The following is a 10,859-nucleotide window of genomic DNA, read 5'->3' as shown; positions in this document are numbered from 1 at the left end:
CGGTGCACGCCGAGGCGAACGCGATCATCCAGGCGGCGAAGAACGGGGTGCGGATCGAAGGGGCCGAGATCTACACGACCGCTTCACCGTGCTGGAACTGCTTCAAGCTCATCGCGAACGCCGGAATTCGCACGATTTACTACGGCGAGTTCTACCGCGATACCCGGAGCGTCGAGATCGCCTCCCGCCTCGGCATCGATCTCATCGATCTGAGCCAGAGCGTCATCCGCCAGGCCTGATCGGAAAAGAGGGTTTTCGCTAGCTGTCCGCTCTTTTCCAAAAGAAAAGGGCCGGTGTTGCCACCGGCCCTTTCCACGAACGGCCTGAGTTGTCTTGAAGACGAGTTACTTCTTGGCTGCCTTCTTCTTGGTGGTCTTCTTCGCAGCCTTTTTCTTCGTCGCCATGTCCATTCTCCTATCCCCGGTTGAATATTGAGCACCGCCGGGGGAACGGGGCTCAAGATCTGGTGGACTCACCCGATCGCGCCCCAATATAGAGGGCGTCGCAAGGCTGTCAAGAGGTTTCTTGGTCGTCCGCGGGTCAGGAGGTCGCGGACGACCCCGTCGACGGCAGCCCGAGGTTGGCGTTCTTGAGCTGGCCGATCAGACCCTGCTTGTCGACCGCCTTCAGGTACGCCTCATCGGGGGTGACGACGTCGCGGCGGACGAGGTCGACGAGCGAGTCGTTGAGCATCATCATCCCGATCTTGCGGGACGTTTGCATGATGCTCGGAATCTGGAACGTCTTGCCCTCGCGGATCAGGTTCGAGATCGCCGGAACCCCGATGAGCACCTCGTGGGCCGCCACCCGTCCGCCGCCCTTCTTCTTGAGCAGCGTCTGCGAGATGACACCCTTGAGCGACTCCGAGAGCATGACGCGGATCTGTGCCTGGCGGTCGGCGGGGAACTGATCGATGACGCGGTCGACGGTGGAGGGCGCGGTGGAGGTGTGAAGGGTGCCGAAGACGAGGTGGCCCGTCTCCGCCGTCTCGATGGCGATCGCGATCGTCTCGAGGTCCCGCATCTCGCCGACGAGCACGATGTCGGGGTCTTCCCGCAGCGCCGCGCGAAGGGCGCGCTTGAACCCCTGCGTGTGCACCCCGATCTCCCGCTGATTGATGAGGCATTTGAGATTGGGATGGACGAACTCGATCGGGTCCTCGATCGTGATGATGTGGTCGGTCCGGTTCCGGTTGATGTGGTCGATCATCGCTGCGAGCGTGGTCGACTTGCCGGAGCCGGTCGGCCCCGTGACGAGCACCAGCCCCTTGCTGAGATAACAGAGATCGAGCATCGCCTTCGAGAGGCCGAGGTCTTCGGCGGTGGGAATCTTGCTGGGAATGATGCGAAACACGCCGCCCGGCCCTTTTCGGTCGGCGAACACGTTGCACCGGAAGCGCGCGAGCCCCGGGATCTCATGGGCGAAATCGGTGTCGGAGCCGGCCTCGAACTCTTCCTTGTAGCGCTGGGGCATGAGCTGGAAGAGGAGGCGTGCCGCTTCCTCGGTCGAGCATTCCTTGGCGCCGGGGATTCTGATCATCTCGCCGTGCAGCCGCAGCATCGGCGTCTCGCAGGCCGACAGGTGCAGGTCGCTCGCGCCGTTTTCGACCATGTAGGCCAGGTACGCCTCGATCGCGGGCGCGCCGGCGCGGACCTTTCCCAGATCGATCGGCTTCATCGGCGAGTGACCCGTGGCCGGCGCCGGAGCCGGCGGTGCCGGCGTCGCGGCCTTCGCCGGAGCTTGCGGGATGATGCGCGCCTGAAAACCGGCGGCGCCGGCCCCGGCGTCGATCGCGAATGCCCGTCCATCGGCGAGGGTGTAGACGAAGCGCGCCGGCTGTCCGGCCTTGAGCGCGCCTCCCTCCTGCCCGGACGCAAGCTCCGCCAGAAGGGTGACGATCTGCGCGCGCGAAAGCGCCGCGGGGGAGACGGTCTTGTCGCCGTCGGCGTAGCGGAATGCCGGCTGGGCGCCTTCCTTGAAGACGAGCTCGCGCGCTCCCCGATCGGTGAGAGCGCGCAGCATGGTGTCGAGCTGGGCCACGTCCTGCCTCCGCGGCCTACGACCCCCCCGGGAACCTCGGAAGCGACAGGTCCGCCCGGGGAATATAGGTTCGGGGCGGTCCCAAGCAAATCGCAGCCGGTTGCGCGCTTTCCACCCGGCGCGTAGCATGCCGGGCTGCCACAGAGGAGAGACATGATGAGTGGGAAGAAGATCGGAACTGCCGCGGCCGCGGTCGCGGCCCTCGCGTTGGGAGTCGCGTTGGCGGCCACCCCGGAGAAGCTCATGGATCCCGCCAAGCTGACCGAGAAAGCGCCGGCGACGTTCAAGGCCAAGTTCGACACGACGAAGGGTCCGTTCGTCATCGAGGTGACCCGCGATTGGTCTCCGCAGGGCGCCGACCGTTTCTACAACTTGGTCAAGAGCGGTTATTTCGACGATGTGAAGTTCTTCCGCGTCGTACCCGGGTTCGTCGTGCAATTCGGCATCCACGGCGATCCCGCGATCGCCTCGAAGTGGCTCAAGGCCAACATTCCCGACGATCCGGTCAAGGAGAGCAACAAGAAGGGGTACCTCACCTTCGCGAAGAGCTCCGCGCCGAACAGCCGTTCGGTCCAGATGTTCATCAACCTCCGGGACAACACGAGCCTCGACAAGCAGGGGTTCTCGCCGCTCGGTAAGGTCGTCTCCGGCATGGACGTGGTCGAGAAGCTCTTCGACGGCTACGGCGAAGGGCTGACCCAGCTCCAGGGGCGAATCGCTTCCGAGGGCAACGCCTTCCTCGAGAAGAACTACCCGAACCTCGACGCCATCAAGAAGGCCACGATCGAATGACGCCCGCCCGGCGGGCGCTCGCCGCCGCCGTCATCGTCCTGGCGTCGCTCGGCGCCGGGGCGACGGCGCAGCGCCCGCAGGGCTGGTACGCCATCGTCGAGACGACGATGGGTACCATCACCATTCGCCTCCTCCCCGAGCAGTCACCGCAGAGCGTCGCTCACTTCGTATCGTTCGCCCAAGGCCGGACGGAGTGGGTCGACATCGCGACGGGGAACAAGAAGAAGCAGCCCTATTACGACGGCCTCGCGATCCACAAGGTCACGGCCGCGATGCGCTTCGAGGCCGGCGACCCGACCGGGACCGGCCACGGGGCGCCCCTCGATTACGTGCCCAAGGAAGATGGGCCGATCGACTTCTCGCGTCCCTTTCGCGTCGGGATGACCGGATCGGGCATGCAGAGGATCAGCGGCGCACTCTTCTTCATCTCGATGGTCGCCGAGCCGTACCTCACCGCGGGCCACAACTGTTTCGGCGAGGTCGTCGAGGGGAAGGACGTCGTCGAGGCGATCTGCAACGCAAAGACCGACGAGAACAAGACCCCCATCACGCCGATCGTCATCAACCACGTGAGGATCGAGAAGTGGGGGAATCCGCCGGCGATCCCCGATCCGGTGGTCTACCGGCCCAAGAAGGTCGTTCCCATCCCGCGCACCGACCCCTCCTGACCGTCCGGCCGCCCGTTCGACGGCGGCGGGAACTCCAGCATGAAGGTCGACCCGCGGCCGAGCTCCGATGTGACCGCGACTCGCCCGTCGTGCAGGCGCATGAGGTGCTTGACGATCGCGAGCCCGAGCCCGGTTCCGCCAAGCTCGCGCGACCGGGCGGTGTCGACGCGAAAGAAACGATGGAAGACCTGCTCGAGCGCGTCGCCGGCGATGCCCACGCCGCTGTCCTCGATCGCGATCCGAGGACGTCCGTCCGCCACCGCTCCGGTGACCCGAACGTAACCGCCGCGCCGGTTGAACTTGATCGCGTTGTCGATGAGGTTGAGCAGGACCTGCTCGAGCCTGCGGCGGTCCGCTTCGATGGGAAACGGGACGGGAACGTCGAGCCTCAGGGCGACGCCGGCGGCGTCGGCGCGGAAAGCGAGCTGCCCGGCGACCTCGCGCACGACCTGAGCGACGTCGACCGGCTGAAGGTCGAGCGTCACGGCGCCGGTCTCGATGAGCGAGAGGTCGGTCAGATCGTCGATCAGCGCTCCCATGCGGTCGGCGTGCTTGCGCACGATCTCGAGGAAGCGCATCCCCTCCTCGCGGTCCGCCAGGCGCTCCTCGATCAGATTCTCGACGAACGCTTTGATCGACGTCAGGGGGGTGCGTAGCTCGTGGGAGACGTCCGCGACGAAGTCGCGCCGGACCCTCTCGAGCGCCTCGAGGCGCGTGACGTCGAAGAACAGGATGAGCGCCCCGGCGGCCTCGTCCCCGGACCTTCCGGCCAGCGGCGAGACGCGCAGCTCGAACGTCTGGCCCGAGCCCGGGAGGTGCAGGAGCGTCTCGCGGATCTCGCCGCTGTCGGGAAGGGCCGTCTCGAGCTCCCGGAAGACCGACGGATCGCGCACGACCTCCACGAGGAGGCGGCCGACCGGATCGAACGGCGTGCGGAAGAGCAGGCGGAAGGCGTCGTTGGCGATCCGGATCTTGCGATCGGGCCCGATGACGACCATCCCTTCCTTCATCGCGCCGATGATCGAGGCGAGGAGGCGTCCTTCGCGACGGCCTTCGTCGATCCGCTGGACCATCTCGCCGACGAGCCGGGTCAGCGCGGAGGCCAGCTCGCCGGCGGCGCCGCCGGGTGCGACGAACGACCGCGGCCCGGGCGATGCGAGCGTGGCGTCGACCGCCGCCGTCAGGCCCTCGAGCTGCCGGTCGAGGCTGCGGAACGCGAACCAGCCGACCGCCGCGGGCAGGACGAGAACCGTGGCGCCGAGGAGCACCGCGAAGACGAAGATCTCGAGCGTGGAGATGCCGCCGGACGACGCGAGGTCGACGAGCTGAAGCACACCGAACCCGAGGAGGATCGAAGCGAGCGCCGCCACTCCGGCAAGCGCGGCCAAGACGCCCCGCCTCGAGCTCACGCGCCGCTCCGGTACCGATAGCCGACACCGACGACCGTCTCGATGCGCTCGTCGACCGGCCCGCCGAGCTTCTGACGGAGGCGGCGCACGTGGACGTCGACGGTGCGGGTTTCACCGGGGAAGTCGTAGCCCCAGACCGACTCGAGCAGGCGCTCCCGCGTGAGCACGCGGCCGCGCTGGCGGAGAAGCTCCGCGAGGAGATCGAACTCCTTGCGCGTCAGCTCGAGCGGGCGGTTGCCGACGTGCGCCGCGCGTGCGGCGACGTCGATCGTGAGCGGCGCGTCCACGAGGGCCTCGGCGGCCTCTTGCTCGCGGCGGGAGCGCCGTAGCACCGCACGCACGCGCGCGACCGCCTCCTTCGGCGAGAACGGCTTCGTGATGTAGTCGTCCGCGCCGAACTCGAGCCCGGCCACCCGGTCGGCCTCGTCGATCCGCGCCGTGAGCATGATGATCGGGATGGCCGCCGTCGCTGCGTCGGCGCGGAGGCGGCGGCAGATCTCGAAGCCGTCCATCCCGGGAAGGTTCACGTCGAGGAGCACGAGATCGGGGGGACGGGCCTGCGCCTTTTCGAGACCTTCGGGGCCGCTCCCCGCCGTCTCGACCCGGTAGCCGCCGTCGCGCTCGAGCTTGACGCTGAGCGAGAGTGCGATGTCGGGATCGTCCTCGACGATGAGAATCCGGCTCATGCGCGCTCGTCGTGCTCCCGCTCCGCCGACAGGGCGGGGTGCTTTATGACGAGGCCCTCGGCCATGAAGACGATCTGCTCGCCGATGTTCGTGGCCTGGTCTCCCATGCGCTCGAAGTACTTCGCGACGAACATTAGCCGCAGGGCCCGGGTGATCGTCTTCGGGTCCTCGATCATGTAGGAGAGCAGCTCGCGGAAGACTTGCTCCATGCGGTCGTCGAGCTCGTCGTCCATCGCGATGACCGCGCGCGCCGCCGCCGCGTCGCGCTGGACGAAGGCGTCGAGCGCGCCCCGAACCATCTGCTGGGCGCGGCGCGCCATCATCGGGATGTCGATGAACGGCTTGAGCTGCGGCTCCTCGTTCAGCTCGATCGCGCGCTCGGCGACGTTCGTGCACAGGTCGGCGATCCGCTCGAGATCGTTCGTGATCTTCATCGCCGTGATCACGAACCGGAGGTCGCGCGCGACCGGCTGGTGGAGGCCGAGGATCTCCATCCCGACCTGGTCGATCTCGAGGTCGAACCGGTCGATCGCCTCGTCGTCGAGGATGACGCGCTTGGCGAGGACCGAGTTGCGGGTCACGAGCGCTGAGACGGTCTGGCCGATCGCCTCCTCGACGAGTCCCCCCATGACGAGGACCTTCTCGGAGAGGTCGTCGAGCTGCTCTTGGAAGTGCCGCTGGAGTTTTTCCATGGTCGTTGTCCTAGCCGAACCGGCCGGTGATGTAGTCCTCGGTCTGTTTCTTCGCCGGGTTGATGAAGAGCTTCTGCGTCTCGCCGTACTCGACGAGCGTGCCGAGGTAAAGGAACGCGGTGTAGTCCGAGACCCGCGTCGCCTGCTGCATGTTGTGCGTCACGATGACGAGGGTATAGCGGCTCTTGAGCTCGAGCATCAGCTCCTCGACCTTCGCGGTCGCGATCGGATCGAGCGCGGAGCACGGCTCGTCCAGGAGGATGACCTCGGGCTCGACGGCGATCGCGCGGGCGATGCACAGGCGCTGCTGCTGCCCGCCGGACAGTCCCAGCGCGCTCTCGTGAAGCCGGTCCTTGACCTCGTCCCACAGCGCCGCGCCCCGGAGGCTCCGCTCGACGACCGGGTCGAGGTCGCGCCGCCGGTTGATCCCCTGGATCCGGCACCCGTAGGCGACGTTCTCGTAGATCGACTTCGGGAACGGGTTCGACTTCTGGAACACCATCCCGATCCGGCTGCGGAGCGCGTTGACGTCCGACCGCGGGTCGTGGATGTCCTCGCCTTCGAACAGGATCGTGCCGTCGATCCGGACGCCGCCGACGAGGTCGTTCATCCGGTTGAAGCAGCGGAGGAGCGTCGACTTGCCGCAGCCCGACGGCCCGATGAAGGCCGTGATCTTCTTCTCGGGGATGCGCATGGAGATCGTGCGAAGCGCCTGCGAGGCGGCGTACCAGAGCGAGAGACCGTGGACCTCGAGGATCGGCGCCTCGATCGCCGGCTCGGTCGCGGGATCGCCCGGTGGAATGGTCTCGTGAACGTCTTCGGGATCCTGTTGCAGCGCTTCCATGGGATCCTCGCTCATACCGCGCTCGTCGCGTACTTCCGCCGCAGCCGGTTCCTGAGGACGATGGCGGCGAGGTTGACGACGGTGACGACCCCGATGAGGAGCAGGGCGGTCGCGAAGACGAGCGGCTTCGTGGCTTCGACGTTGGGACTCTGAAACCCGACGTCGTAGATGTGGAATCCGAGATGCATGAACTTCCGCTCGAGATGGACGAACGGCGGGGTGCCGTCGACCGGCAGGGCGGGAGCCAGCTTGACCATGCCGACGATCATGAGCGGCGCCACCTCGCCGGCGGCGCGGGCCATCGCGAGGATCATCCCGGTGAGAATGCCGGGGGCCGACGCCGGAAGCACGACCCGGACGATCGTCTCGAGCTTCGTCGCGCCGAGGGCGAGCGAGCCTTCACGAACGCCGCGCGGCACAGCGGCCAGGCCTTCCTCCGTGGCGACGATGACCACGGGCACGGTGAGGAGCGCGAGCGTGAGCGCCGCCCAGAGGATCCCGCCCGTTCCGAACGTCGGGGTGGGGAGGCGATCGGCGAAGAACGTCCGGTCGATCCCGCCGCCGACGAAGTAGACGAAGAACCCGAGCCCGAAGACGCCGAACACGATCGAGGGGACGCCGGCGAGGTTGTTGACCGCGATCCGCACCGCGCGCACGAGCGCTCCCTGCCGCGCGTATTCGCGGAGGTAGAGCGCGGCCAGGACGCCGAGAGGCAGGACGGCGAACGACATGAGGAACACCATCATGACCGTCCCGAAGATCGCCGGGAAGATCCCCCCCTCGGTGTTGGACTCACGGGGCGGATCGAGCAGGAACTCGCGGACCCGCGAGGCGTAGCAGGCGATCTTGGAGGCGGCGCCCATCGTGTTCGGCCGCAGCATGCGGACGATCGTGCTGACCGGCAGCTCCCGGGTCTCGCCGGACGCGGTCGTCATGACGAGAACATCGGCGGCGAGCGCGGCGCGGCGCGCGTCGAGCTCCGAGGAGAGCGCCGCGAACCTCTCGCTCGACCCGGACGCCTCGAGCTCGAGCGCCTTGACCGTCCTCGCTTCCTCGTGCTTGGCCGCGAGCAAGCTCGGCAGCGCCGCGGCGACGGCGGTGTCGCCGGTCGCGGTCGTCTCGGACCCGTGCTTGAGCGAGGAGAAGAACCCGAAGAAGTTGCCCCATTCCAGCCGCTCGAGCAGGATCGCGTTCGCCGGCAGGGCCCGTGCCCCGATCTGGGCTTCATCGAACCACTTGAAATCCGCGCCCGTGATCTCACGGTTTCCGATCTTGAGCTGAACTCGGTGCGCCGTCTCATCGTCCTGGGCGCGTAGTTCGCCGAGCACCCTCCCGCCGTCCTTGAGCGTGAGGAGGAGGAGCGGGCGCGGCCAGAACGTCCCCGCACCGTTCCACATGAGGAGGGCCAGGAGCCCGAGGATGAGGAGCAAATTGAGGGCGAGCGTGCCCCCGGTGAGCCACGTGAGGATTCGGCCGATGGCCGGCGACGGGCGCCTGCGGGTCTTCATAGCGAAGCGTACTTACGGCGGAGGCGTTGACGGACGAGCTCGGCCGCGGTGTTCACGAGGAAGGTCAGCATGAACAGGAGAAGCGCCGCGAGGAAGAGCGTCCGGTAGAGGGTGCCGCCCTGCGGCGCCTCCGCGATCTCGACGGCGATGTTCGCGGACAGGGTGCGGAATCCGTCGAACGGGCTCCAGTCCATGATCGGCGTGTTGCCGGTCGCCATGAGGACGATCATCGTCTCGCCGACGGCACGTCCGAACCCGACCATGATCGCGGCGAAAATGCCGGGGCTCGCGGTCGGCAGCACGACGCGCGTCACCGTCTGCCAGCGCGTCGCCCCGAGCGCGAGCGAGCCCGAGACGAGATTCTTCGGCACGTTCGAGAACGCGTCCTCGGCGATCGCGAAGATGATCGGAATCACGGCGAAGCCCATCGCGAGCCCGACCACGATCGCATTCCTTTGATCGTAGCGGATCCCCGCCACGGAGAGGAGCCACGAGGGGAACGATCCGCCGAGCAGCCCCGTCTCGATGGCGCGGCCGAGCTCCAGACAGACGGCGCCGCTCAGCGCGAGGACGGCGACGAAGAAGAACACCTCGCTACCGGCGGGCGGCCTCATTCCGAACCGTCGGCGGATCCGCTCCCAGCCGAAACCGGCCAGCACGATCGAGAGCGGGAGCACGACGGTCATCACGACGAGGGCCGGAAGCACGCGCTCGAGCACGGGGGCGAGCCAGAGCCCGGCGAGGAAGCCGAGGACGACGCTCGGAAGCGAGGCCATGATCTCGACGACCGGCTTGACCACCCGCTGGAGAGACGGGTGGAGGAACTGCGACGCGTACATCGCGGAGAGGACGCCGAGCGGCACCGCGAGGAGCAACGAGTAGATCGTCCCCTTGAGCGTGCCGAAGAGCAGGGGCGTGAGCGACAGCTTTGGCTCGAAATCTTCCGTGCCCGACGACGACTGCCAGACGTACTCCGGCTTCTCGTAGCCCTCGTACCAGATCTTTCCCAGCAATGCGTGCAGGCTGACCTCCGGATGGGGTGCGTCGACCGCGAGGACGGCGGCGCGGCCGGGTCCGGCGACGACGATCCCGTCCGCTTTCGGAGCGTAAGCGACCGTCGTTGCGCGGGGAACCGGCGAAGCGCCTTGCCAGAGCGTCCGCTCCGACGTCGCGTAGAGGAGCGCGACACGGTCGCTCGCGTCGAGGACCGCGAATCCCTTCCCCCTCGGGGAGGGCGCGAGCGAGACAACGGCCGCTCCACGCTTCGGGAACACGTGGGCCTTCGGTAGCCCGCGCTGCACGAATCGAATCTCGACGCTCCCATCCACGCGCCCGGCCACGAGCGACCGGTCGCCGATGAGTAGGGTCATTGCCGTGATCGCTGGCCCCGGCGGCGAGAGGACTGGGGCCGCCAGCGCCTCAGCCGATCCCAGGCGCCACCAGGCGAGGCGCCCGTCGGCGAAACCGGCGAACAGGTTGCTCTGGCCCTCGTCGAGGACGAGAGCGACCGCGCCCTGCGGGATCGGGCCCGATGCGCGCGACGACTCGCGGGCGACGGCGCCGGTCATCGCGTTCGTGGTCGCCGTTTCCCGATCGACGACGAGCACGCCGTCGTCGGTCGCCACCGCGACGGTCGTGCTCTCGCCGTCGGCCGAGACCTGAGCGGCGGCGCGCACGATGTGCTTGCCCGTGTCGGAGAGGTCGATGGCGACCGGCGGCGGGAACGTCGCGCCGACCGAGCGCTTGCCTTCGGTGAAGGTCGCCTCGAAGCCGACTCGCTGTACGACGACGCGGCTGGCGCCCGTCGCGACGAATGCGCGCCCTCCGGGGGGGACGTCGATCGCTCCGGGAAGGAGTGCGGTCTCCGCCACCGTCGCCCCGTCCGCGAGTCGAATGACGCGCACGCGTCCGCCGGCGTCGGCGACCGCGATCAGCTCGCGGTACTCGTCGGTGAGAACGGCGCGGGGCTCTCCGTCGGAGAGGGCCTGCACGCTCCCCGTCGCGACGCGGGCAGGACGCGCCAGAGGAACCACCTCGTGGACGATGAAGAGGAGGATGCCGAGGATGCTCGCGATGATGACCACTCCGCCGGCGGTGACGACGAATCGGGCGGCTCGATCGAGGACGAGGCGGCGGCGGGAGGTGCGGCGGCGGGGAGGAACGGCCGCCCGCGCGGTCTCGGGCCCTTGCAGGGGCGGGACCAGCGCGGGCGTGCCCATC

The 10,859-nt window shown here is 68.0% G+C and carries 10 protein-coding genes; 3 read left to right on the top strand and 7 right to left on the bottom strand.

Annotation, left to right across the window (positions count from 1 at the left end; translation table 11 throughout):
- A partial coding sequence (locus VFV19_19945) for a deaminase (protein HEX4826579.1) occupies positions 1-239 on the top strand: 239 nt, incomplete at its 5' end.
- Positions 240-540: 301 nt separating this feature from the next.
- On the opposite strand, the gene VFV19_19940 is transcribed toward VFV19_19945, so the two are convergent.
- Positions 541-2,040 carry a type IV pilus twitching motility protein PilT gene (locus VFV19_19940; GenBank protein HEX4826578.1) on the bottom strand — a complete coding sequence of 500 codons (1,500 nt, stop codon included), beginning with the start codon at positions 2,038-2,040 and terminating at the stop codon, positions 541-543.
- 156 nt (positions 2,041-2,196) lie between these two features.
- On the opposite strand from VFV19_19940, the gene VFV19_19935 reads away from it, so the two are divergent.
- Together VFV19_19935 and VFV19_19930 are read left to right on the top strand one after the other, a co-directional pair.
- Positions 2,197-2,832, top strand: coding sequence for a peptidylprolyl isomerase (locus tag VFV19_19935; GenBank protein ID HEX4826577.1), 636 nt, complete (start codon positions 2,197-2,199; stop codon positions 2,830-2,832).
- On the top strand, positions 2,829-3,500 hold the full coding sequence (locus VFV19_19930) for a peptidylprolyl isomerase (GenBank protein HEX4826576.1): 672 nt from the start codon (positions 2,829-2,831) through the stop codon (positions 3,498-3,500). Before VFV19_19935 ends, VFV19_19930 begins: the two co-directional genes overlap by 4 nt.
- On the opposite strand, the gene VFV19_19925 is transcribed toward VFV19_19930, so the two are convergent.
- Genes VFV19_19925 through VFV19_19900 form a run of 6 tightly spaced genes read right to left on the bottom strand, consistent with a single transcriptional unit; the run spans position 3,452 to position 10,858 of the window.
- Complete coding sequence (locus VFV19_19925) at positions 3,452-4,909, bottom strand: ATP-binding protein (GenBank protein ID HEX4826575.1); 1,458 nt, start codon at positions 4,907-4,909, stop codon at positions 3,452-3,454. The genes VFV19_19930 and VFV19_19925 overlap by 49 nt on opposite strands.
- A complete protein-coding gene (locus VFV19_19920; protein HEX4826574.1) occupies positions 4,906-5,595 on the bottom strand; it encodes a response regulator transcription factor in 690 nt (229 codons plus the stop codon). Before VFV19_19920 ends, VFV19_19925 begins: the two co-directional genes overlap by 4 nt.
- Positions 5,592-6,287 (bottom strand): phosphate signaling complex protein PhoU, encoded by a 696-nt coding sequence (phoU, locus tag VFV19_19915; protein HEX4826573.1) that lies wholly within the window; start codon positions 6,285-6,287, stop codon positions 5,592-5,594. The genes VFV19_19920 and phoU overlap by 4 nt, the downstream gene beginning before the upstream one ends.
- Before the next feature lie 10 nt (positions 6,288-6,297).
- The gene (gene pstB, locus VFV19_19910) at positions 6,298-7,146 is read right to left on the bottom strand and encodes a phosphate ABC transporter ATP-binding protein PstB (GenBank protein ID HEX4826572.1); all 849 of its coding nucleotides are present in this window, start codon (positions 7,144-7,146) and stop codon (positions 6,298-6,300) included.
- Complete coding sequence (pstA, locus tag VFV19_19905; GenBank protein ID HEX4826571.1) at positions 7,143-8,639, bottom strand: phosphate ABC transporter permease PstA; 1,497 nt, start codon at positions 8,637-8,639, stop codon at positions 7,143-7,145. Before pstA ends, pstB begins: the two co-directional genes overlap by 4 nt.
- A complete protein-coding gene (locus VFV19_19900) occupies positions 8,636-10,858 on the bottom strand; it encodes an ABC transporter permease subunit (protein ID HEX4826570.1) in 2,223 nt (740 codons plus the stop codon). Before VFV19_19900 ends, pstA begins: the two co-directional genes overlap by 4 nt.
- Position 10,859 lies beyond the last annotated feature (1 nt).

The organism is Candidatus Polarisedimenticolaceae bacterium (assembly GCA_036275915.1).
Classification (GTDB): Bacteria; Acidobacteriota; Polarisedimenticolia; order Polarisedimenticolales; family DASRJG01; genus DASRJG01.
The sequence above is the reverse complement of the archived record's forward strand: the minus strand, read 5'-3'. Positions and strand labels throughout refer to the sequence as shown.

Bases quoted from the DNA above. Each gene is read 5' to 3' on its own strand.
- VFV19_19935 (HEX4826577.1), top strand. From the start codon at position 2,197: ATGAGTGGGAAGAAGATCGGAACTGCCGCGGCCGCGGTCGCGGCCCTC.
- VFV19_19930 (HEX4826576.1), top strand. From the start codon at position 2,829: ATGACGCCCGCCCGGCGGGCGCTCGCCGCCGCCGTCATCGTCCTGGCG.
- VFV19_19920 (HEX4826574.1), bottom strand. From the start codon at position 5,595: ATGAGCCGGATTCTCATCGTCGAGGACGATCCCGACATCGCACTCTCG.
- phoU (HEX4826573.1), bottom strand. From the start codon at position 6,287: ATGGAAAAACTCCAGCGGCACTTCCAAGAGCAGCTCGACGACCTCTCC.
- pstB (HEX4826572.1), bottom strand. From the start codon at position 7,146: ATGAGCGAGGATCCCATGGAAGCGCTGCAACAGGATCCCGAAGACGTT.
- pstA (HEX4826571.1), bottom strand. From the start codon at position 8,639: ATGAAGACCCGCAGGCGCCCGTCGCCGGCCATCGGCCGAATCCTCACG.
- VFV19_19900 (HEX4826570.1), bottom strand. From the start codon at position 10,858: ATGGGCACGCCCGCGCTGGTCCCGCCCCTGCAAGGGCCCGAGACCGCG.